The sequence below is a fragment of the Achromobacter mucicolens genome, from assembly GCF_029866465.1.
Classification (GTDB): domain Bacteria; phylum Pseudomonadota; class Gammaproteobacteria; order Burkholderiales; family Burkholderiaceae_B; genus Achromobacter; species Achromobacter mucicolens.
In genome coordinates, this window is sequence record NZ_CP123364.1 from 5590022 (window position 1) to 5611964 (window position 21943).

At 63.4% G+C, this 21943-nt stretch carries 26 protein-coding genes; 8 read left to right on the forward strand and 18 right to left on the reverse strand.

What is annotated here, in order from left to right:
* Nucleotides 1-8 precede the first annotated feature (8 nt).
* From QEP15_RS25525 to QEP15_RS25540, 4 genes are read left to right on the forward strand one after another with little or no spacing between them, the layout of a single operon-like run.
* Entirely contained in the window at nt 9-776 is a 768-nt protein-coding gene (locus tag QEP15_RS25525; RefSeq protein WP_280148239.1) for an ABC transporter ATP-binding protein, read from the forward strand.
* Nucleotides 773-1525 (forward strand): ABC transporter ATP-binding protein, encoded by a 753-nt coding sequence (locus QEP15_RS25530; protein ID WP_128829642.1) that lies wholly within the window; start codon nt 773-775, stop codon nt 1523-1525. Before QEP15_RS25525 ends, QEP15_RS25530 begins: the two co-directional genes overlap by 4 nt.
* Nucleotides 1522-2532 carry a branched-chain amino acid ABC transporter permease gene (locus tag QEP15_RS25535; protein WP_152383009.1) on the forward strand — a complete coding sequence of 337 codons (1011 nt, stop codon included), beginning with the start codon at nt 1522-1524 and terminating at the stop codon, nt 2530-2532. The genes QEP15_RS25530 and QEP15_RS25535 overlap by 4 nt, the downstream gene beginning before the upstream one ends.
* A gap of 11 nt (nt 2533-2543) precedes the next feature.
* Complete coding sequence (locus tag QEP15_RS25540; protein ID WP_280148240.1) at nt 2544-3611, forward strand: branched-chain amino acid ABC transporter permease; 1068 nt, start codon at nt 2544-2546, stop codon at nt 3609-3611.
* A gap of 74 nt (nt 3612-3685) precedes the next feature.
* Here the strand turns inward: QEP15_RS25540 and QEP15_RS25545 are convergent, their stop codons facing one another.
* From QEP15_RS25545 to QEP15_RS25625, 17 genes are all read right to left on the reverse strand, one after another.
* Nucleotides 3686-4240, reverse strand: a complete 555-nt coding sequence (locus QEP15_RS25545; RefSeq protein ID WP_233461889.1) for a hypothetical protein — start codon at nt 4238-4240, stop codon at nt 3686-3688.
* Nucleotides 4241-4346: 106 nt separating this feature from the next.
* Entirely contained in the window at nt 4347-4628 is a 282-nt protein-coding gene (gene rpsQ, locus QEP15_RS25550) for a 30S ribosomal protein S17 (RefSeq protein ID WP_006216549.1), read from the reverse strand.
* Nucleotides 4629-4630: 2 nt separating this feature from the next.
* Complete coding sequence (gene rpmC / locus QEP15_RS25555; RefSeq protein ID WP_003806912.1) at nt 4631-4822, reverse strand: 50S ribosomal protein L29; 192 nt, start codon at nt 4820-4822, stop codon at nt 4631-4633.
* An 11-nt stretch (nt 4823-4833) separates the two neighbouring features.
* Nucleotides 4834-5250, reverse strand: coding sequence for a 50S ribosomal protein L16 (gene rplP / locus QEP15_RS25560; RefSeq protein WP_006389610.1), 417 nt, complete (start codon nt 5248-5250; stop codon nt 4834-4836).
* A 2-nt stretch (nt 5251-5252) separates the two neighbouring features.
* On the reverse strand, nt 5253-6044 hold the full coding sequence (rpsC, locus tag QEP15_RS25565; RefSeq protein WP_008168950.1) for a 30S ribosomal protein S3: 792 nt from the start codon (nt 6042-6044) through the stop codon (nt 5253-5255).
* Nucleotides 6045-6053: 9 nt separating this feature from the next.
* Nucleotides 6054-6383, reverse strand: coding sequence for a 50S ribosomal protein L22 (rplV, locus tag QEP15_RS25570; RefSeq protein WP_006227021.1), 330 nt, complete (start codon nt 6381-6383; stop codon nt 6054-6056).
* 3 nt (nt 6384-6386) lie between these two features.
* Complete coding sequence (rpsS, locus tag QEP15_RS25575; protein ID WP_006216555.1) at nt 6387-6662, reverse strand: 30S ribosomal protein S19; 276 nt, start codon at nt 6660-6662, stop codon at nt 6387-6389.
* A 12-nt stretch (nt 6663-6674) separates the two neighbouring features.
* Nucleotides 6675-7502, reverse strand: coding sequence for a 50S ribosomal protein L2 (gene rplB, locus QEP15_RS25580; protein WP_056327037.1), 828 nt, complete (start codon nt 7500-7502; stop codon nt 6675-6677).
* Nucleotides 7503-7799, reverse strand: coding sequence for a 50S ribosomal protein L23 (gene rplW / locus QEP15_RS25585; RefSeq protein WP_006216557.1), 297 nt, complete (start codon nt 7797-7799; stop codon nt 7503-7505).
* A complete protein-coding gene (gene rplD, locus QEP15_RS25590) occupies nt 7796-8416 on the reverse strand; it encodes a 50S ribosomal protein L4 (RefSeq protein ID WP_008168948.1) in 621 nt (206 codons plus the stop codon). The genes rplW and rplD overlap by 4 nt, the downstream gene beginning before the upstream one ends.
* 4 nt (nt 8417-8420) lie before the next feature.
* Nucleotides 8421-9110, reverse strand: a complete 690-nt coding sequence (rplC, locus tag QEP15_RS25595) for a 50S ribosomal protein L3 (protein WP_056327035.1) — start codon at nt 9108-9110, stop codon at nt 8421-8423.
* A gap of 417 nt (nt 9111-9527) precedes the next feature.
* Nucleotides 9528-9839, reverse strand: coding sequence for a 30S ribosomal protein S10 (gene rpsJ / locus QEP15_RS25600; protein WP_003806903.1), 312 nt, complete (start codon nt 9837-9839; stop codon nt 9528-9530).
* 73 nt (nt 9840-9912) lie between these two features.
* Nucleotides 9913-11103 carry an elongation factor Tu gene (gene tuf / locus QEP15_RS25605; RefSeq protein ID WP_063953628.1) on the reverse strand — a complete coding sequence of 397 codons (1191 nt, stop codon included), beginning with the start codon at nt 11101-11103 and terminating at the stop codon, nt 9913-9915.
* A gap of 77 nt (nt 11104-11180) precedes the next feature.
* On the reverse strand, nt 11181-13283 hold the full coding sequence (gene fusA, locus QEP15_RS25610) for an elongation factor G (RefSeq protein ID WP_280148241.1): 2103 nt from the start codon (nt 13281-13283) through the stop codon (nt 11181-11183).
* Nucleotides 13284-13301: 18 nt separating this feature from the next.
* Nucleotides 13302-13772, reverse strand: coding sequence for a 30S ribosomal protein S7 (rpsG, locus tag QEP15_RS25615; protein WP_006389600.1), 471 nt, complete (start codon nt 13770-13772; stop codon nt 13302-13304).
* Between the two features lie 166 nt (nt 13773-13938).
* Nucleotides 13939-14316, reverse strand: a complete 378-nt coding sequence (gene rpsL / locus QEP15_RS25620) for a 30S ribosomal protein S12 (RefSeq protein WP_005017264.1) — start codon at nt 14314-14316, stop codon at nt 13939-13941.
* A 559-nt stretch (nt 14317-14875) separates the two neighbouring features.
* The gene (locus QEP15_RS25625; protein ID WP_425285972.1) at nt 14876-15553 is read right to left on the reverse strand and encodes a response regulator transcription factor; all 678 of its coding nucleotides are present in this window, start codon (nt 15551-15553) and stop codon (nt 14876-14878) included.
* Between the two features lie 284 nt (nt 15554-15837).
* Between QEP15_RS25625 and QEP15_RS25630 the strand changes: the two genes are divergently transcribed.
* Genes QEP15_RS25630 through QEP15_RS25640 form a run of 3 tightly spaced genes read left to right on the forward strand, consistent with a single transcriptional unit; the run spans nt 15838 to nt 20009 of the window.
* Nucleotides 15838-16554: a response regulator transcription factor gene (locus QEP15_RS25630; protein WP_152383013.1), complete on the forward strand. Its 717-nt coding sequence runs from the start codon at nt 15838-15840 to the stop codon at nt 16552-16554.
* 34 nt (nt 16555-16588) lie between these two features.
* The gene (locus QEP15_RS25635; protein ID WP_152383014.1) at nt 16589-17695 is read left to right on the forward strand and encodes a FecR domain-containing protein; all 1107 of its coding nucleotides are present in this window, start codon (nt 16589-16591) and stop codon (nt 17693-17695) included.
* Nucleotides 17696-17705: 10 nt separating this feature from the next.
* Entirely contained in the window at nt 17706-20009 is a 2304-nt protein-coding gene (locus tag QEP15_RS25640; protein ID WP_175156980.1) for a CHASE2 domain-containing protein, read from the forward strand.
* Nucleotides 20010-20018: 9 nt separating this feature from the next.
* Here the strand turns inward: QEP15_RS25640 and QEP15_RS25645 are convergent, their stop codons facing one another.
* Nucleotides 20019-21320 (reverse strand): serine/threonine-protein kinase, encoded by a 1302-nt coding sequence (locus QEP15_RS25645; RefSeq protein ID WP_152385390.1) that lies wholly within the window; start codon nt 21318-21320, stop codon nt 20019-20021.
* A 156-nt stretch (nt 21321-21476) separates the two neighbouring features.
* Here QEP15_RS25645 and QEP15_RS25650 point away from each other — a divergent pair, with 156 nt between their 5' ends.
* Nucleotides 21477-21872, forward strand: a complete 396-nt coding sequence (locus QEP15_RS25650) for a TssQ family T6SS-associated lipoprotein (protein ID WP_056320715.1) — start codon at nt 21477-21479, stop codon at nt 21870-21872.
* The last annotated feature ends 71 nt before the right edge of the window (nt 21873-21943 follow it).

Genomic DNA, 21943 nt, shown 5'->3' on the forward strand with positions numbered 1-21943 from the left:
CCGCACTCATGCTTGAGACCCAATCGCTAACGGTGCGGTTCGGCGGCCACGTGGCGGTCAACGATGTCAGCTGCGCCTACGCGCCCGGCACCTTGACCGCCATCGTCGGCCCGAACGGCGCTGGCAAGACGACGTACTTCAACCTGATCTCGGGCCAGCTGCGCGCCAGCGCCGGAACCGTGACATTGAACGGACGAGACCTGACCACGCTGTCGGCTCCGGCGCGCATGCACGCGGGGCTGGGACGCGCGTTTCAGCTCACACAGCTCTTCCCCCGGCTGAGCGTTCACGAGAACGTGCGGCTGGCGCTGCAGTCGCGGCAGCAGGGCATGGGGTGGCGCCACATCCGGTTCTGGCGCACGTGGCGCGACGATCGCGGCCTCATGGATCGCGCCGACGCGCTGCTCGAGCGAACGCGGCTCGCGGCGCGCCGCGACCAGCCCGCCGCCGACCTGCCGCATGGCGATCAGCGCAAGCTTGAAATCGCCATGCTCATCGCACTGGAACCGGCGGTGTTCATGTTCGACGAACCCACCGCCGGCATGAGCGTGGATGATGTGCCCATCGTGCTGGACCTCATCCGCGAACTGAAGGCTGACGCGTCCAAGACGATCCTGCTCGTCGAACACAAGATGGACGTCGTGCGCGAACTGGCCGACCGGATCGTCGTGCTGCACAACGGCCGGCTGATGGCCGATGGCGATCCGGCCACCGTGATCGCTTCGCCGATCGTGCAGCAGGCCTACCTGGGCATCAGCGCGCCGGAGGCATCATGACCGTGCAGCCGCTTCTGGAACTGAAGGACGTCCATACGCACATCGGCGCGTATCACATCCTGCACGGCGTAAACCTGTCGGTGCCGGCGTCTGCCGTGACGATGCTGCTCGGGCGCAACGGTGCGGGCAAGACAACGACGCTGCGCACCATCATGGGACTGTGGCGCGCGACGCAGGGCCAGGTCTGCCTGGACGGCACGCCAATCGGCGGTCCTGGCACGCGCACCTCTCCGCCCGACATGGCGCGCATGGGCATGGCGTACGTGCCGGAGAACATGGGCATTTTCGGCGACCTCTCCGTGAAGGAGAACATCCTTCTGGCCGCGCGCATGGCCAGGAATGCCGCGCAACTGGACACCGCGCGGCTGGAATGGATCTTCGGGTTCTTCCCAGCGCTCAAGAAGTTCTGGCTGCATCCGGCGGGCAAGCTGTCGGGCGGGCAAAAGCAGATGCTGGCAATGGCGCGCGCGATCATCGAACCGCGGCGCCTGCTGCTGGTCGATGAGCCCAGCAAGGGCCTGGCGCCCGCCATCATCCAGAACATGATCGACGCGTTCATCGAACTCAAGCAGTCCAGCACCACCATCCTGCTGGTCGAACAGAACTTCAACTTCGCCCGCCGCGTTGGCGACTTCGCGGCGATCATGGACAACGGCCAGGTCGTGCACGCAGGCACGATGGCCGAGTTGGCCGAGGACGAGGCGCTGCAGACGCGCCTCTTGGGCCTGTCATTGGGAAGCCATCAATGAGCACGCTGGACATCGAAGCTCCCCTGCCCCGCGCGCGCGCGGATCTCATGCCCGTGCTGCTGGTGCTGGCGCTGGCCGCGATCGCGCTGCCGCTGGTCGGTTCGTTTTCCACCTGGGTGACGCTCACCTTCGCCGGCCTGGCAATGGGCATGATCATCTTCATCGTGGCGTCGGGCATGACGCTCGTCTTCGGGCTGATGGACGTGCTGAACTTCGGGCATGGCCTTTTCATCGCGATCGGCGCCTACATGGCGGCCACCGTGCTCGGTTCCATGGCGGATTGGACGCAGTCGGGCAGCCTGTGGACCAATCTGGCCGCGGTGCTGCCGGCCATGATCGTGGGCATGCTGGTGGCGGGCGCGGTCGGCTTTGCCTTCGAGCGCGTGATCGTGCGCCCGGTTTACGGTCAGCACCTCAAGCAGATCCTCATCACCATGGGCGGCATGATCATCGGCGAAGAGATCATCAAGATGATGTGGGGACCGCAGGCGATCACGCTGCCCCTGCCGGAATCGTTGCGCGGCGCATTCCTGCTGGGCGACGCCGCCATCGAGAAATACCGCGTCGTCGCGCTGGCGGTGGGCCTCATCGTGCTGGGCGGCATGCTGTGGGTGCTTAACCGCACCAAGCTTGGCCTGCTGATCCGCGCCGGCGTCGAGGACCGCGAAATGGTCGAAAGCCTGGGTTACCGGATCCGGCATCTGTTTGTCGGCGTGTTCGTCGCCGGCTCGATGCTGGCCGGCCTGGGCGGCGTGCTGTGGGGGATGTATCAGCAGTCGATCGTGCCGCAGCTGGGCGCACAGGTGAACGTGCTGATCTTCATCGTCATCATGATCGGCGGCCTGGGTTCCACCGTGGGTTGCCTGATCGGCGCGTTGCTGGTCGGGTTGATGGCCAACTACACGGGCTTTCTGATGCCCAAGGCCGCCCTGTTCTCAAACATCGCGCTGATGGTCGCCATTTTGTTGTGGCGGCCGCAAGGCGTGTATCCCGTCACCAACCGCTAGGAGCCGCCGACATGTCGTTTCGTCTGCTTTCCGGCGATCCTCCGCGCAGCGCGATCCTGGCGCTGCTGTTTGTTGCAATCGTGGCCGCGCTGGCCGCAGCGCCCTTCCTGTTCCCCGGTCCCAAAGCGCTGGCGGTCGCGGCGAAGGTCCTGGTCTTCATCGTGCTGGTTGCGAGCTACGACCTGTTATTGGGTTACACCGGCATCGTCAGCTTCGCGCACACCATGTTCTTCGGCATCGGCGCCTACGGCGTGGCGATCGCCAGCATCCGCATGGAACCGGGATGGACCGCGGTGCTTGCCGGCACCGCCGCCGGCCTGGCGGTGTCGCTCGCCTTCGCGCTGGTGATCGGTCTGGCCAGCCTGCGCGTGCGGGCCATCTTTTACGCGATGATCACCCTGGCGGTTGCCGCGGCGTTTCAAACGCTGGTATCGCAGCTATCCGAACTGACGGGCGGCGAGGACGGCTTGAACTTCAAGGTCCCGCAGATGCTGCGGCCCGCGTTTCGCCCGTTGTCCGAGCCCCTGTTCGGCGTCACCGTGGACGGGCGGATCATCACCTACTACCTGATTGCAGCGGTCTGCCTGGTGCTGTTCCTGATGTTGCTGCGCATCGTGAACTCGCCCTTTGGCCGCGTGCTGCAAGCCATCCGCGAAAACCCCTTTCGGGCCGAGGCGATCGGCTATCGCACCGTGCTCTACCGCAGCCTCTCGAACCTGCTTGCCGCCGCGTTCGCGACGCTGGCCGGCGCGCTGTACGCGCTCTGGCTGCGCTACAACGGCCCTGATACGACGCTGTCGTTCGAGATCATGCTCAACATCCTGCTGATGGTGGTGATTGGCGGGATGGGCACGATGTACGGCGCGGTGGTCGGCGCCACCCTGTTCGTGTTCGCCCAGAGCTACCTGCAGGACGGCCTGCACGCCGTGCACGAGGTCGTCTCCGGCATCCCGCCGCTGGCGCTCTTGTTCGAGCCAGATCGCTGGCTGCTGTGGCTTGGGATTCTGTTCGTGCTGTCGGTGTACTACTTTCCGACCGGTGTCGCTGGACGGCTCAGGGAGCTTGCAAGACGCACGTAGCGCACAGGCGATCGCGCGCTTGCGGTACGACTTACTTGCGCGACCCGGGCGCTTGTCCCTGACCCAGGCCCAGGCTATTTGCCGCCCTGCCTGAGCGCATCGGCCTCCCGTCTCAGTCCGTCGACGCGCCGCTGCATGTCGTCGACGCTGCGCCGGGTTTCGCTGCGCTGCTGATCCAGTTGCGAACCGGAAGGCGCGGGCAGCAACTGCGGCACATTCATGGGACGCCCGGAAGTCAGGGGAATCATCGCGGGCGGATGGGAATCGGCGCCCGGCGGCGGCGCGTTCAGCACGCGTTCCAGAACCTTGAGCTGGTCGCGCTGCGCCTGCAGCGCGCGTTCCTGATCCAGCAAGGCCCGCTCATCAGGGTCATCGGTGCCAAAGATGGCAGCATGGTCGCGGGATCTGCCGTCCAGTTCCACCCGAGGGTCCGGTCCGGCGTTCAGCAGCTGCTGGCCGAGCGTCGTGGCGTCCGTCGGGGATGGCGACGGCTTCGGAGACGGTGTCGGCGGCGGCAGGTCGGGCTGCACGGGCGCGGCGAGCTCCTGCGCCATCGCCGCGTCGGCGGTCATGACCATCCAGCACAGGGCCGCACCGGCAAGCCGGGCTGATTTGCTGACGCTGAGCATGCTTACTTTCAGGTTTCCCAAATGCGAGACATAAAAAAACGGCAAGGGTTTTGGCCCTTGCCGTTTTATATCAGAACGGCGAACCGTTCCGAGGTGCAGCTTTCACTTAGATGATACGTGCGGCTTCAACCAGACGCACCACACGCCACGACTTCGAGCGCGAGATGGGACGGCCTTCAGCGATTTCAACCGTATCGCCTTCGTTGTACTGGTTCGATTCATCGTGCGCCTTGTACTTCGCGGAACGCATGATGATCTTGCCGAAGATGGGGTGCTTGACGCGGCGCTCAACCAGAACGACGACAGTCTTGTCCATCTTGTTGCTGACGACCTTGCCAACCAGCGTGCGCTGGCGCTTGGCCACTTGGGTGTTTTGAGTTTCGCTCATCTTTATTTCCCTGCCTTCTCGGTCAGCAAGGTGCGGACGCGAGCGATGTCGCGGCGCACGTTGCGCAGCTGGCTGGTGTTGGCCAGTTGCTGCGTGGCTTTCTGCATGCGCAGACCGAATTGTGCCTTCAGCAGGCTTTCGAGCTCTTTGCCGAGCTCGGCGGCGTCTTTCGAACGGAGTTCGCTAGCTTTCATGTTAGTACTCCTTAAGCACCGATATGACGCGCGACGAACGTGGTCGAAATCGGCAGCTTGGCAGCGGCCAGGCGGAAAGCTTCACGCGCGAGCTCTTCGCTAACCCCTTCCATTTCGTAGAGCACCTTGCCGGGCTGGATTTCAGCAACCCAGTACTCCGGGTTGCCCTTACCGTTACCCATACGGACTTCGGCAGGCTTCTGCGAGATGGGCTTATCCGGGAAAATGCGAATCCAGATACGGCCGCCACGCTTGATATGACGATTGATGGCGCGACGAGCAGCTTCGATCTGACGAGCGGTCAGACGGCCACGGCCGGTAGCCTTCAGGCCGAACTCGCCGAACGACACGTGGGTACCACGGGTCGCCAGACCGGTGTTGCGGCCCTTCTGCTCTTTGCGATACTTTCTGCGGGAGGGTTGCAGCATGGTTATTCTCCTTCAGGCGCCGGAGCAGCATCCGCCTTGCGGGGAGCGCGGCCACGACCACCCGGACGACCGGTGCGAGCACCGTCCGGACGATCGCCACGCGGAGCGCGGCGCGGACGACGTTCTTCTTCACGCGGGGCTGCGGTTTCCGGCGGCAATTCGCCGTTAGCCAGCATGTCGCCCTTGTAGACCCAGACCTTGATGCCGATCACGCCGTACGTGGTGTGGGCTTCGGAGGTGCCGTAGTCAATGTTGGCCTTGAGGGTGTGCAGCGGCACACGGCCTTCGCGATACCACTCGGTGCGAGCAATTTCGATACCGTTCAGACGGCCCGAGCTCATGATCTTGATGCCTTGGGCACCCAGACGCATGGCGTTCTGCATCGCGCGCTTCATGGCGCGGCGGAACATGATGCGCTTCTCGAGCTGTTGCGAGATCGAGTCGGCGATCAGTTGAGCATCGGTTTCCGGCTTGCGGATTTCTTCGATGTTGACGTGCACGGGCACGCCCATCAGACGCTGCAGATCAGCCTTCAGGCTTTCGATGTCTTCGCCGCGCTTGCCGATCACCACGCCCGGACGAGCCGAGTAGACGGTGATGCGGGCATTCTTGGCGGGACGCTCGATGATCACGCGACCAACGGAGGCGCTCTTGAGCTTCTTCTTCAGGTACTCGCGAACGCGAATGTCTTCGGCCAGCATCGAGCCGAAGGCCTTGTCGTCGGCGAACCAACGCGAGGACCAATTACGGGTGACCGCGAGACGGAACCCAGTGGGGTGAATTTTCTGACCCATCGTGACTCCTTAAGCTCCGACCTTGACCGTGATGTGGCAGGTCTGCTTCTCGATACGGTTGCCGCGGCCCTTGGCGCGAGCGGAGAAGCGCTTCATCGACTGAGCCTTGTCCACAAAAATCGTGGTGACTTTCAGTTCGTCGATGTCGGCGCCGTCGTTGTGCTCGGCGTTGGCGATGGCGGACTCGACAGCCTTCTTCAGGATGACGGCAGCCTTCTTCGGCGAGAAGGTGAGGATTTCCAGGGCACGGCCGACCTTCTGGCCACGGATCAGGTCCGCAACCAAACGGGTCTTCTGTGCGGAGATGTGAACCCCACGGATAATGGCAGTAGTTTCCATCGCTTACCTCTTCGCCTTCTTGTCCGCGGCGTGACCCTTGAACGTACGGGTCAGCGCGAACTCGCCCAGCTTGTGACCGACCATGTTCTCGTTGATGTACACGGGAACATGCTGCTTGCCGTTGTGCACAGCGATCGTCAGACCGATGAACTCGGGCAGGATCGTGGAACGACGCGACCAGGTCTTGATCGGCTTCTTGTCTTTGCCCGCGACGGCCGTGTCCACCTTTTTGATCAGGTGAGCATCGACAAACGGGCCTTTCTTGATCGAACGTGACATAGTGTTCGCCTCTTACTTGCGCTTGCGCCGTTGGACGATCATATTGTTCGTCCGCTTGTTGCGACGGGTCTTGTAACCCTTCGACGGAGTGCCCCACGGGCTGACCGGCTCGCGTGCTTCACCGGTACGGCCTTCACCGCCACCGTGCGGGTGATCCACCGGGTTCATGGCAACGCCACGAACGGTCGGGCGGACACCGCGCCAACGCATTGCACCGGCCTTGCCGATTTGGCGCAGGCTGTGTTCTTCGTTACCGACTTCACCGATGGTGGCGCGGCATTCGATGTGCACACGGCGGACTTCACCCGAGCGCAGACGCACCTGAGCGTAGATGCCTTCGCGAGCCAGCAGGACGGCGGAAGCGCCGGCCGAGCGGACCATCTGGGCACCCTTGCCGGGGAGCATTTCGACGCAGTGGATCGTCGTACCGACCGGGATATTGCGGATCGGCAGCGTGTTGCCAGCGCGGATCGGAGCATCGGTGCCCGACAGCACGGTCGCACCGACTTCCAGGCCACGGGGAGCGATGATGTAACGACGTTCGCCGTCGGCGTAGCACAGCAGAGCGATGTGCGCCGTACGGTTGGGGTCATATTCCAGACGCTCGACCTTTGCCGGGATGCCGTCCTTATCGCGACGGAAGTCGACGATACGGTAGTGCTGCTTGTGACCACCGCCACGATGACGGATCGTGATGTGACCGTTGTTGTTACGGCCAGAACCACGGGTCTTCTTTTCGAGCAGCGGCGCGTAGGGCTCACCCTTGTGCAGGTTCGGGCTGACAACCTTCACCATGCCACGGCGGCCAGCCGAAGTCGGCTTAACTTTTACGAGGGCCATTTACTTCACCTCCGCAAAGTCGATTTCCTGGCCGTCCTTGAGCGAGACGTAGGCCTTGCGCTCATTGCGGCGGCGGCCAACGAATCGGCCAAAGCGCTTGACTTTGCCCTTACGGTTGAGGACCTGCACGGACTCGACCTGCACCTTGAAGAGCAGTTCGACGGCAGCCTTGATTTCCGGCTTGGTAGCGTCAGCCACGACACGGAAAGCGACTTGCTGATTCTTCTCAGCGACGAACGTGGCCTTTTCGGTCACGATCGGAGCCAGAATGACTTGCATCAAGCGTTCAGCGTTCATCCCAGCATCTCCTCGAGTTGAGCGATGGCCGGCTTGGTGATCAGCACTTTCTTGTAGTGGACCAGCGACAACGGATCGGCATAACGGGGCTCGACAACGGCAACGTGCGGCAGGTTGCGGGTGGCGAGGTAAACATTTTCATCGACGCTGTCGGTGATGATCAGGACCGAGTCCAGACCCAGGCTCTTCAGCTTTGCAGCGGCTGCCTTGGTCTTGGGCGATTCCAGATCAAACGATTCAACGACGGCGATGCGGTCTTCGCGAGCGAGCTGCGACAGGATCGAACGGATCCCGGCGCGGTACATCTTCTTGTTGACCTTCTGGCTGAAGTTCTCTTCGGGCGAGTTCGGGAAAGTCCGACCACCGCCACGCCACAGCGGCGACGAAGTCATACCGGCGCGAGCGCGGCCGGTACCCTTTTGACGCCAGGGCTTCTTGGTGGAGTGCTTGACTTCCGTACGGTCCTTCTGAGCACGATTGCCGGAGCGCGCGTTGGCTTGGAAAGCCACGACGATCTGGTGAATCAGCGCTTCGTTGAAGTCACGGCCGAAGATCGTGTCGGGCGCGCTGAACGTAGCAGCGGCCTGACCTTGGTCGTTCAGGAGCTTGAGATCCATTTACTTACGCTCCCTTCTTGGCCGGGGCCTTGATGGCCGGGCGCACAACGATGTCGGCGCCAGCGTGGCCGGGGACAGCGCCCTTGACCAGCAGCAGGCCGCGCTCAACGTCAACGCGAACGACGTCGAGGTTTTGAACGGTGCGGGTGACGTCACCCAGGTGACCAGCCATGCGCTTACCCGGGAAAATACGACCCGGATCCTGAGCTTGACCAATCGAGCCGGGAACGCGGTGCGAACGGGAGTTACCGTGCGACGCGCGCTGCGAACCGAAGTTGTGACGCTTGATGGTACCGGCAAAGCCCTTACCAATCGTCGTGCCCGTGACGTCGACCTGTTGGCCGGCTTCGAACACGGATTCCACGGCGATCACGGAACCGGCCGAAAATTCAGCGGCGCGAGCGGGATCAAGGCGGAATTCTTTGAGGATGCTACCGGCTTCAGCGCCGGCTTTGGCGTAGTGGCCCGTTTGCGGCTGAGCCACACGCGAGGCGCGACGAGTGCCATAAGCCACCTGGATAGCGGCGTAGCCGTCGGTTTCCAGCGACTTAACTTGGGTCACGCGGTTGTTGGACACGTCCAGCACGGTCACCGGGATGGATTCACCTTCCTCGGTAAAAATGCGGGTCATGCCGACCTTGCGACCCACCAGCCCCAGCCGGTGAGCGGCGGGCGTGGGTGTCGAATTCGACATCGTTTTCTCCATTCCCGACTGCGATTGGTCGGGGCTAATCAGGCAAAAGGTAACGGCCTTTGCCCTACGACTATGTTCAACCTGGACTTGGCGCGCCGTCCTCGAACTGCAGGGCGGTTTTCGCTTTATCCATAGTTAGACTTGCCACAAAATGGCAAGCTTCGCATATTAGCATGTTTTTTCTAAGCGGCACAAGCACTTAGCGGATTCAAGGCATGCCGCGGTGGGCATTTTTGCGACGGTTTGCGCGCCCGGAGCTGCGGCCAGGTACGCGCATGGCCTGGGGGCGCACATTGCACGAGAGTGAGCGCCTGCTCACTTGGACCTCAGGAGCCGCAAAACAAAATGGCCGCATTCCCGAAGGAGTGCGGCCATTTTTGACGAACCTGCCGGCGAAGGTAGCAGGCTCGGAGCGTCTTACTGCAACGCGATTTCGACGTCGACGCCGGCCGGCAGGTCCAGACGCATCAGGGCGTCAACGGTCTTGTCGGTGGGATCAACGATGTCCATCAGGCGCTGATGGGTACGGATTTCGAACTGGTCACGCGACGTCTTGTTGACGTGCGGCGAACGCAGGACGTCATAGCGACGGATACGCGTGGGCAGCGGCACCGGACCGCGGACGACAGCGCCCGTGCGCTTGGCGGTGTCGACGATTTCGGCGGCCGATTGATCGATCAGCTTGTAATCGAAGGCTTTCAAGCGGATGCGGATCTTTTGGTTTTTCATGGCGTTTCCTAAAGAACGAGATGCGAGGGCGGGATCACGCCCTCGCTGGTTGGGTGCTGCTCAGTAGATCCGATTACTTCAGGATCTTGGCGACGACGCCGGCGCCGACGGTACGACCGCCTTCACGGATGGCGAAACGCAGACCTTCTTCCATGGCGATCGGGGCCAGCAGCTTGACGGTCATCGTCACGTTGTCGCCCGGCAGAACCATTTCCTTGTCGGCCGGCAGGTCGATCGTGCCCGTCACGTCCGTCGTGCGGAAGTAGAACTGGGGACGATAGCCGTTGAAGAACGGGGTGTGGCGGCCGCCTTCTTCCTTGGACAGGATGTACACCTCGGACGTGAAGTCCGTGTGCGGGGTGATCGAGCCCGGCTTGGCCAGAACCTGACCGCGCTGGACGTCTTCACGCTTGGTGCCGCGCAGCAGGATGCCCACGTTGTCGCCAGCTTGACCTTGGTCCAGCAGCTTGCGGAACATTTCCACGCCCGTGCAGGTCGTCTTGACCGTCGGAACGATACCGACGATTTCGATTTCTTCGCCGACCTTGATGATGCCGCGTTCGATACGGCCGGTCACCACGGTGCCGCGACCCGAGATCGAGAACACGTCTTCAACCGGCATCAGGAACGCGCCGTCGATGGCACGCTCAGGCGTCGGGATGTACGAATCCAGCGCGGCAGCCAGCGACAGGATGGCCTGTTCGCCCAGTTCGCCCTTGTCGCCTTCCAGCGCCAGCTTGGCCGAACCCTTGACGATCGGGGTGTCGTCGCCCGGGAAGTCGTACTTGGACAGCAGTTCGCGAACTTCCATTTCCACCAGCTCGAGCAGCTCGGCGTCGTCAACCATGTCAGCCTTGTTCAGGAAGACGATGATGTACGGCACGCCAACCTGGCGGCTCAGCAGGATGTGCTCGCGCGTTTGCGGCATGGGGCCGTCAGCGGCCGACACGACCAGGATCGCGCCGTCCATCTGGGCAGCGCCCGTGATCATGTTCTTGACGTAGTCGGCGTGGCCCGGGCAGTCAACGTGCGCGTAGTGACGCGTTTCCGTTTCGTACTCGACGTGAGCCGTGTTGATGGTAATGCCGCGCGCCTTTTCTTCAGGAGCTGCATCGATCTGGTCGTAGCCCTTGGCTTCGCCGCCGAACTTGGTCGACAGAACGGTCGTGATCGCCGCCGTCAACGTCGTTTTGCCGTGGTCAACGTGACCAATCGTACCCACGTTCACGTGCGGCTTGGTACGTTCAAACTTGCCTTTTGCCATGATCTCTATCCTTTGACTTTCAAGGAAACTTGATATCTGCCGGGGCCGTCCGGTTGGACGGACCCGGCAAGGGTTATTTACTTGGCCCGAGCGGCGATGACTTCGTCAGCGACGTTCTTGGGGGCCTCGGAGTAATGCTTGAATTCCATCGTGTACGTGGCACGGCCTTGCGTCAGCGAACGCAGGTTCGTGGCGTAACCGAACATCTCGGCCAGGGGCACTTCGGCCTTGATGGTCTTGCCACCGCCGACCATGTCATCCATGCCTTGGACCATGCCGCGACGCGAGGACAGATCGCCCATCACGGTGCCAGCGTAGTCTTCCGGCGTTTCGACTTCGACGGCCATCATCGGTTCCAGCAGCACGGGGCTAGCCTTGCGCATGCCTTCCTTGAATGCCATCGAACCGGCCATCTTGAACGCGTTTTCGTTCGAGTCCACATCGTGGTACGAACCGAAGAACAGGGTGACCTTGACGTCCACGACCGGGTAGCCGGCCAGGATGCCCGAAGGCAGCGTTTCCTGGATGCCCTTGTCCACCGCGGGGATGAATTCGCGAGGAACCACACCGCCCTTGATGGCGTCGACGAATTCGTAGCCACCGCCAGGAGCGAGGGGCTCGACCTTCAGGACCACGTGACCGTACTGGCCGCGACCGCCCGACTGCTTGACGAACTTGCCTTCGACTTCTTCGCAGACCTTGCGGATCGTTTCGCGGTAGGCCACCTGCGGCTTGCCGACGTTGGCTTCCACGCCGAATTCGCGCTTCATGCGGTCGACCAGAATTTCCAGGTGCAGCTCGCCCATGCCGGAAATGATGGTTTGGCCGGATTCTTCGTCGCTGCGCACGCGGAACGACGGATCTTCCTGAGCCAGACGCGACAGCGCCAGACCCATCTTTTCCTGGTCAGCCTTGGACTTGGGTTCCACGGCCTGCGAGATCACGGGCACGGGGAATTCCATGCGTTCCAGCAGGATGTGCGAATCGACGTCGCAGAGCGTTTCGCCGGTGGTCACGTCCTTCAGGCCAACCACGGCGGCGATGTCGCCGGCCAACACTTCCTTGATTTCTTCGCGGTTGTTCGCGTGCATCTGCAGAATGCGGCCGATACGTTCCTTCTTGCCCTTGATGGGGTTGTAGACCGTATCGCCCGACTTCAGGACGCCCGAGTACACACGCACGAAGGTCAATTGACCCACGAACGGATCGCTCATCAGCTTGAATGCCAGCGCCGAGAACTTCTCGTTGTCGTCGGCATTGCGCTTGATCGCGTTGCCATCGTCGTCCTGGCCGTCGACCGGGGGAATGTCCACGGGCGAAGGCAGGTAGTCGATGACCGCGTCCAGCATGCGCTGCACGCCCTTGTTCTTGAAGGCGGTGCCGCACAGCATCGGCTGGATTTCGCCAGCGATGGTGCGTTGACGGATGGCCAAGTTGATTTCGGCTTCGTCCAAGGAACCCGTTTCCAGGTACTTGTTCATCAGCTCTTCCGACGACTCGGCGGCGGCTTCAACCAGCTTTTCACGCCATTCGGCGGCGGTGCCTTCCAGCTCGGCCGGAACGTCCTTGTAGTCGAACTTGGTGCCTTGGCTGGCTTCGTCCCAGATGATCGCCTTCATCTTGACCAGGTCGATCACGCCTTGGAACGTGTCTTCGGCGCCGATGGGGATGACGATCGGCACGGGATTGGCGCGCAGGCGGTTCTTCAGCTGGTCATAGACCTTGAAGAAGTTGGCGCCGGTGCGGTCCATCTTGTTGACGAAGGCCAGACGCGGCACGCCGTACTTGTTGGCTTGACGCCACACGGTTTCGGACTGCGGCTGAACACCGCCCACCGCGCAGTAGACCATGCAGGCACCGTCCAGGACGCGCATGGAACGTTCCACCTCGATGGTGAAGTCCACGTGTCCCGGGGTGTCGATGATGTTGATGCGGTGCTCGGGGTAGTTGCCGGCCATGCCACGCCAAAACGCCGTCGTAGCAGCCGACGTAATGGTGATGCCACGCTCTTGCTCTTGCTCCATCCAGTCCATGGTGGCTGCGCCATCATGCACTTCGCCAATCTTGTGATTGACGCCGGTATAGAACAGGATACGTTCGGTCGTGGTGGTTTTCCCTGCATCGATGTGCGCAGAGATACCAATGTTGCGATAGCGCTCGATCGGGGTTTTGCGGGCCATGGTGGATTAATCCTTAAATTACCAGCGGAAATGGCTGAAGGCCTTGTTGGCCTCTGCCATCTTGTGCGTGTCTTCGCGCTTCTTCATCGCGGCGCCACGACCTTCGGAGGCGTCGATCAGTTCGCCAGCAAGACGCAGATCCATCGACTTCTCGCCACGCTTCTTGGCGGCTTCACGGAGCCAACGCATAGCCAGGGCCAGGCGGCGCACGGGGCGCACTTCAACCGGCACTTGGTAGTTGGCACCGCCAACGCGGCGGCTCTTCACTTCGACGATCGGCTTGATGTTGTTGATCGCCAGGCTGAACACCTCGATCGGCTCCTTGCCGGTCTTGGTGGCGACTTGCTCGAGGGCGCCGTAAACGATGCGCTCGGCGACGGCCTTCTTGCCGTCCAGCATGACGACGTTCATGAACTTGGCGAGCTCGACGCTGCCGAACTTGGGATCGGGCAGAATCTCGCGCTTGGGTACTTCGCGACGACGGGGCATTGTTGCTTCCTTGTGTCTGTTCAGTTGAACCGTGTTTCATTACACGGCCATGGCCGCCCATTGGGACGACCCCTTACGTGCCGCGCACCTTCCCATCATCTGGATGGCGCGGTCGCACTTCCCGGGTGACGGACTTCCGTCACGTGGGGGTACTTCTGACTTGTAATTAAGCCTTCTTCGGGCGCTTGGCGCCGTACTTCGAGCGGGCTTGCTTACGGTCCTTGACGCCTTGCAGGTCAAGGGAACCGCGCACGATGTGGTAACGCACACCGGGCAAGTCCTTCACACGGCCACCACGCACCAGAACCACCGAGTGCTCTTGCAGGTTGTGGCCTTCACCGCCGATGTACGAAATGACTTCGTAACCGTTGGTCAGACGCACTTTGGCAACCTTACGCAGAGCGGAGTTCGGCTTCTTGGGGGTGGTGGTGTACACGCGGGTGCACACGCCACGGCGTTGCGGGCAGTTTTCGAGCGCGGGGCTCTTGCTTTTGATGATGCTGACTTCGCGCGGCTTGCGCACGAGTTGGCTAATGGTAGGCATGACCTTTGAAATCCCTTTTACGTACCACTGGTAAGTACTTACGTACTCGTCTCCTGGAGCGGGTGAGCTTTCGGAGAAGGCAGTTCGCGCAAAACCGCCTCAAACGTTCAAATACGTAAAAGAGCGGGCTTGCCAACAAACCATGACAAACGCACAAAATCGGGGGCAGCCAGAAAAACAGTTGCTACAAGCTGGAGCAAGGACAAAAGGCTCGTGACGCACCTTCGACCATGACCCTGAACTGTCTGCCTGAGCGTGCTGATTTTGCGCGCGAAATAAAGCAGTAAGCCCTTTAGCATAACTGAGATGAAGGGCTACTGTCAAAGTTTTTTGTAAGTGTCGCCAAGCCGCGCGTTGCCGGCAAAAGCCGGGCAGTTGGCTGCGGCTGACGAAAAATGGGGCCATGTAAGGGGCAAACCCCGGGGACAAACCCGGCGGACGAACCCGGCGGCAGACCCAGCGGCCAAATCCGGTGCTTGATACCGCAGCGCTCGCGGCGCGAGCTGCGAGCAATCCCTGCCCCACGTTCTGGATTGGAGGAGTGTACCCCCTTGCGCGCTCAGCGATCAGTAAATAGATAGCCGCTGCCGTAGACGGTGCGAATCGGCAACACCACGCCTGCTTGGTCGGCCTTGCGCCGCAATCGGCTGACGATGACGTCGATGCTGCGCGCGCTGCTGGCGCGCGCTCCGCCCCCTTCCGCCTGCAATTCGCTGCCCAGCACGTCGCGGCCCACGGCCTTGCCGGCCACGTTCAGCAAGGCCCGAACGATGAGACGTTCGTTGGCAGACAGGGATAGCGTCACACCAGTCGGCGCCACCAGCGTCCACCCCTGGTCGCGCAGCTCCCATCGGCCGCTGCCCGTCTCGCGCGCGTCGGCCGGCTCAGCGTTGGCGGGCAGCCGGCGCGCGAGGGCGAGAAGGATGCAGACGAGTTCGCGCGGATCCTGGGGGTCTGGCAGACACGCATCGGCGCCGCTCTGAAGACAGCGCAGGCGGTTATCCACGGACATGTTCTTGCCGACGACCACGATGCCTAGCGGCGCGGAGCCATGCAAGCGGGCGACAAGGGCATAGCCGATTTCACCGGATGCGCCGATATCCAGGACCACGGTGTCGAAGTGCCCGCCGCTGAGCAGGCCAAACAATTCCAGCGTAGTGGAGCAGCCGCGGGCCGAGATGCCGGCCTGCAGCAGTGTGGATACGGACGAACCCCGTACGGCTTCGTCCGGAGACATCACAAGTATGCGCAATTGATTCATATCTGTCCCGATCTGCGTTCCCTCCCCTTGCACCGCCTGCTGTGTCGCGGCTGGTGACATCGTTGGAACAGTGTGGCGCTCGTTCACGCAACAACTCCAGTCAAGATTCGTCAACTTTGCAATGTTTGACAGTTCTTGCCATAACGTAGCCGCGGGAGGGTTTTCCCGAGTTATCATTCGTTTACATAAATCCGCCCCCTTCGTTTTGCTAGGTCGCCACACGCGCGCCTGCGCAGCCAACTTTCGCGAGAACTCGTCTAATGAAAATCGCGTCGCTGGAAGACGACCTGGATCAGGCTCGGCGCATCCAGCAGGTTCTGACCGCCGCCGGCTATGCTTGCACCAGTTACCACCAAAGCCGCGATCTGCTCGCGGCTTTGCGTACCGAAGCGTTCGACCTCGTGCTGCTGGACTGGCACCTGCCCGATATCGACGGCGACGACGTGGTCCGCTGGTTGCGCACCCATATCGGCGCGCGCATCCCTGTGATTTTCCTGACCAACCGATCGGCCGAAGATGACCTGGTCGAGGGCCTGCGCGCGGGCGCGGACGACTACATCGTCAAACCGATGCGTCCCCTGGAACTGCTGGCCCGGGTCGCGGCGCTGCTGCGCCGCAGCCAGATCGCCGAGCCCGTGGACGAGACCATCGAAGTCGCGCGATACCGTGTCGATCCCGCCGCACGCGTCATTACGCTGGACGACGTTGCCATTACGCTGGCGCCGAAGGAATTCGAACTGGCGCTGCTGTTCTTTCGCAACATTGGGCGGCTGATGTCGCGCGATGTGCTGGCCGAGTGCGTCTGGAACCGAGAAATTCCCGCCACCTCGCGCACGCTGGATACCCACCTGTCGAACATCCGGCAAAAGCTCCAGCTTCGTCCGCAGCACGGTGTGCGGCTGACTTCCTCTTATGCACTTGGCTACCGGCTTGAACTGGTCAGCCCGACCGACGACGGCCAGACCCTTTCGCTGTAGCTGCGTTGCCCGACTCCCTGGAGAATCGTTTGCCATGAGCCGCTTCCGCGCGCTTTGTTTGCTTGTCCTGGTTTCCTGCATCACGCTCGCCGCCCCCGCGCGCAGCCAGCCGGCGGGCGCATTGGGCGACGACTTCATCCACCGGGTCCGTCCCGGCGACACGCTGATTGATTTGGCCTCGCGGTACACGCGCAGCCCGGCCAACTGGAACCGGCTGCAGACGCTGAACAAGATCCTCACGCCCGAAACGCTGCCCATCGGGTTGGAGTTGCATATCCCGCTGGCCATGATTCCAGTGCGCGACGCGCAGGCGCAGGTGGTGCACGTGAGCGGCCGCGCAGTCCTGAATGGCAAGCCCGTGCAACCCGGCGCGCCCGTGACCGAAGGCAGCACGCTGGAGACCGCCCCCGACGGCTTCGTCACGCTGCAACTTGCCGACGGATCCCGCCTCACGCTGCCGTCCAGCGGCGCCGTGGACCTTACCCGCCTGCGGCAGTTCGAAGGCACCGCGCTGACGGATTCGGTGATCAACGTGCGCCGCGGCAGCGTGGAATCCAGCGTCGCGCCCGCGGGTCAGGGCGTGGGCCGTTTCGAGATCCGCACGCCGGTTGCGGTGACGGGTGTGCGCGGAACGCGCTTTCGCGTGCAGCGCAGCGCGCAGGGCGTGCATAGCGAAGTTTTGCAAGGCAGTGTGCGCCTGCAGGCGCAGGCGCCCGGCGACGCGCCCGCCAAACCGGTCGCGGTGGCGCAAGGGTTCGGCGCCGCAGTGGGCGCCGACGGCGCCATGTCCGGCGTACGTCCGCTGCTGGCTGCGCCGCAATTGGGCGAGCCGGTTCGCGCAGGCGGCACGTGGTCGATTCCTTTCGCCCCCGTCGAAGGCGCGCAAAGCTATCTGGTGCGCGTCTCGCGCGATGCCGAAGGCCTGCTGCCCGTTTCTTCCGCCAGCTTTCCGACCCCCGACATCCGCTTTTCCGCCCCCGGACCCGGCACGTTCTACGTGTCGGTGCGCGCCGTCGATGCCATCGGCCTTCACGGAACGGATTCGGTCCAGTCGTTCGAGGGCGCGAACATGCTGATGACGTCGTACGGGCTTGGCGTGGCGAGCGGCTCTGGCGGCCTTGTGACGCTGACCGCGTACTAAGGCAACCATCATGCCCGACGCCGCCGACTCGCTCGACCGGTCCTGGCGGTCCGGCCTGTGGTTGACATTGGCGCTGGCGGCGTTGGCGGCGTTTCTTGGCGCGTTCAACGGCCTGGGCCGTCTGGACCAGGTCTTCTATGACCGCGCGGTCATGCTGACGGGCAGGCCCGCCGACCCGGATATCCTGATCGTGGCGATCGACGACGCCAGCATCGACGCGCTGGGCCGCTGGCCGTGGCGGCGCGCCATCCACGCCGCCCTGCTCGACCGGCTGACCGGCGCGCGCGCCGTGGGATTGGATCTCATCTTTGCGGAACCCGACAAGATCAATGCCGACGACGATGCAATCCTTGCAGACAGCATCCGTCGCAATGGGCATACCGTGCTGCCGGTGGTACTGGACCGCCTGAAGAACCCGACGGCCATCGGATTGCCCATTGCGGAACTGGCGCAAGCGTCCGCCTCCACAGGCTTCATCAATGCGGTCATCGACCCGGACGGCGTCGTGCGCGAAGCCGCCCTCACCGCGCAGTTTGCCGGAGACCGCCGCAACCACCTGGCCATCTCGATGCTGGAAGTTGGCGGCCAAGCCGGCGAGGCGCAACGTCTGCTCAAGCGCGCCGATGCCGACGGCCGCATCCTGATTCCGTATGCGGGTCCTCCCGGCCATGTGCGGACGGTGTCGTACCTTTCGGTGCTGCGCGGCGACCTGCGGCCGGAAGACCTGCGCGGCAAGTATGTGCTCGTGGGTGCGTGGGCCACCGGCCTGGGCGACGATTACCCGACGCCGGTGTCGCACGACGCCAACGGTATATCAGGCGTGGAGATTGTCGCCAACGTCCTGCAGGCCGCGCGCGACGACATCGCATTCCAGCGGCCGCCGGCTTCGTGGAGCGCGCTGTTTGCGGCGTTGCCGGTGTTGCTGGCCTGCCTGGCCTTGTGGCGCCTGGCGCCCAAGAAGGCGCTGCTCGTCACCCTTGCGCTGCTTGCCGTCATCCCCGCGGCAGCTTGGCTATTACTGGCCCATGCCTATCTGTGGTTCGCGCCCACCGCGGCGCTAGCGGGCGTGGCGCTGTGCTATCCGCTCTGGAGCTGGCGCAACCAGGAAGCCGCGCTGCGCTATATGGACACGGAGTTGCAGCGTTTGCAGCGCGAGTACCCGCCGATCCTGAACGAAGCCCGCGTGCAGCTTGCCAATCCCAGCGCCTCGCTGGAGAGCCGGGTGGGCGAACTTCGGCGCGCGCTGGCGCGGGTCCGCAACCTGCGGCGGTTCCTGGCTGACGGGCTCGACGGCATGCCCGATGCGACGCTGGTGTTCGACCAGGAAGGCCGCGTGCGATTTCGCAACCAGGCCGCCATCATGTTCTTCCAGCAACTTGGCATTCGTCCGCCGCGCATCGGCCGGCCTGCGGCGCATCTGCTTGAACACACCCTTGCCGACGACGCTACGCGGGCGCGCGTGGCCGACGCGCTGAGCGGCCGTCACCCGGCCGATGCGGCTTCGCCCTGGAGCGCGGACCTGGAAGTGCGCGACCGGGCAGGCCGCGACCTGATCCTGAAATGCGCCCCCATCCACACGGCCGAGGGCCAGTTCGCGGGCACGGTGGCCACGCTGACCGACATTTCCAACATCCGTCAGGCCGAGCGGCAGCGCGAAGAGACGTTGCGCTTCATCTCGCATGACATGCGCGCGCCGCAAAGCTCGATCCTCGCATTGGTGGAAATGGCGCAGGAAGGCGGGCAGCAGGAAGTTCGGCAAGACACGCTCGCGCGCATTGCGCTGCTGGCCAACCGCACGCTCAGGCTGGTCGACGACTTCGTGCATCTGACCCGCGCCGAATCGATGCCGATCAGCACCATCGAACTGGATCTGGGCGGGTTGCTGCAGGACGCCGTCGACGATCTCTGGCCGTCCGCCAGCAAGCGCGGCATCGCATTGGAAGCCAGCACGCCGCTACCGGTTGCCTACACGCGCGGCGAGCAGACGCTGCTGATGCGAGCGCTGTGCAATCTGGTCGACAACGCCATCAAATACAGCGCGAGCGGCACGCGTGTCGATTGCAGCATCGATGAGCAGCACGGCTTCTGGTGCGTGCGCATCAAGGACCAGGGCCAGGGCATCGCGGCGCAGGACGTGGCCCGGCTGTTCGAGCCCTTTGCCCGTGTCGGCACCGACAATCGCGACGACGTTGGCGGGGCGGGGCTGGGACTGGCTTTCGTGCATACCGTGGCCGGACGGCACGGCGGGCGAATCGAAGTGCAGAGCGAGCTCGGCGCAGGCTCCGAATTCATCCTGCACCTGCCCAAGGCGTAGGTCGCGATCCTATTGGAAGGTGTGCGAGATGACCGCGGGCTTGCCCGGCCTGACCTCGAGCGTCATGCGAAAGGGCGGCAGGTCTGCGTTGCGCACGACCACCTGATACTTGCCCGGAATCAGCTTGAGCTCCTTCACGGGCGGACTGATTCCCCGCGCCACGCCGTTGATCCAGACTTCGCCCCAGGGGCGGATGTCCACCCGCACGGTGACCGGCACCGGTTTGGGCTTGGGCGCCTCTTCGGCAACCGACGCTGCCGGCGCGGTTTCCTGCGCCGTGGGCGCGGGCGGCGGCTCGGCGGCACTTGGCGAATCCGCCTGCGTGCGCGCAGACGGCGAACCCGGCCCGGCGGCCGGGCCCGTCGCGGTTGCTTGGCCCCCAGCGGCGGCGCCGGCCGTCAAGGGCGGCAGGTCGGCGGGCGCTTGCGATGCCGCCGGCGCGGGTTTAGGCGTGGGCATGGGCGCGGACACTGGCGCGGCAGGCTGCGGCAAGGGATGCACGACGGGCGGATTAGGCTGTACGACTTCCGAGCGGGTAATCAGCGCATTGGGACTGCCCTTGCCCCAATGGAACCACGCATAGATGCCCGCGCCGATCAGCGCGAGGATCAGCAGCCAGAACAGCAGCGGACCGCGCCGGCGGGCGGGCTCGCGCCGTTGCGCGAAACCGGCCACGGGCGGGGGCTTGGCCGTCTCGACCGATTGGTCTTCCGGCTCGGCCGGTTCGTCGTAGGCAGCCACGCCGAGCAGGCTGGCCAGCTCCGCCAACGACTGCGGGCGCGCCCTGGTGTCCATCGCCAGGCCGGCATCGATGACCCGCAGGAAGTCCTGTCCGTACTTGGGCAGTCCCATGTCGGCCAGCGCTTCGTATTCGTCGTGGGCACGGCGCTCGGGCGCCGGCGGCGGCCGGCTGCCAATCACGAGCGCGTACGCCACGGCGCACAAGGAATAGATGTCGGTCCATGGTCCGCGCGGCCATTCCACGGAATCCGTGTACAGCTCGAACGGCGCGAAGCCCGCTGCCGGCGTCCTGCTGGCCCGGCGCGAGCGCGCCACCACCAGTTCGGGCAGCAGATGCGCCCGCGCGCCTTCATCCATGCCCACGGTTTCGAGCGAGATGTCGCCGCAGATTTCCCCTTGCGCATGCAAAGCGATAAGCGAAGGCAGAAGGTCGGACAGGAGCCGCTTGATGCGCGATTCCGGCACCCCGCCCGCCGCGCTGGCAGCAATGGCGCTCAATGGGCGAAGCGCCAACGGCGCAGCGCCTGAAAAGGGGCCACGCGGCGTCAACAAGCCGGCGGGTGTAGACATCATCGAAGCTGCGCAGACGCGCCAATAACAGGTTCAGGGGCTATTTAGGCGGAATATTATCCAATCCGCAACGGCAGGACATTGCCGAAAATGTCCGAGCGCATCAGGCTGTGGCACGATAGCGTACCGCGTCACCATCCTACATCTTTGGAAGCCATGAAAATTCGCATCCTGAGCAGTCTGCTTGGCGTATCGGCCCTGTTGGCCGGTTGCACGGGCATCTCCAAATTGCAACCCGAGAGCCCTCCAACGGCCGAAGCCCTGGCCGAGCTGCAGCAGGTGCGCGACCAGTACAGCGCCGGGCGCTACGGAGAAGTCATCCGCGGCGTCGCCCGTTCCGACACCCTGGCCACCTCATCCAAAGCGGTACGCATCGAGGCCTACAAGCTTCAGGCGTTCAGCTACTGCGTCACGCAATATACGCAGCTCTGCGAGGACAGCTTCGCGCGCATCCTGGTTCTGGATCCGGCCTTCGAACTGGCGCCCAACGAAGCTGGCCATCCCGTCTGGGGACCGGCCTTCCAGCGCGCCCGCGCCCAGACGGCCAAATAGTCCTGCCGCACCCTTTCTTTCGCAAGTAAAAAGGCCGCTGATTCTCATCAGCGGCCTTTTGATTTTCAGGC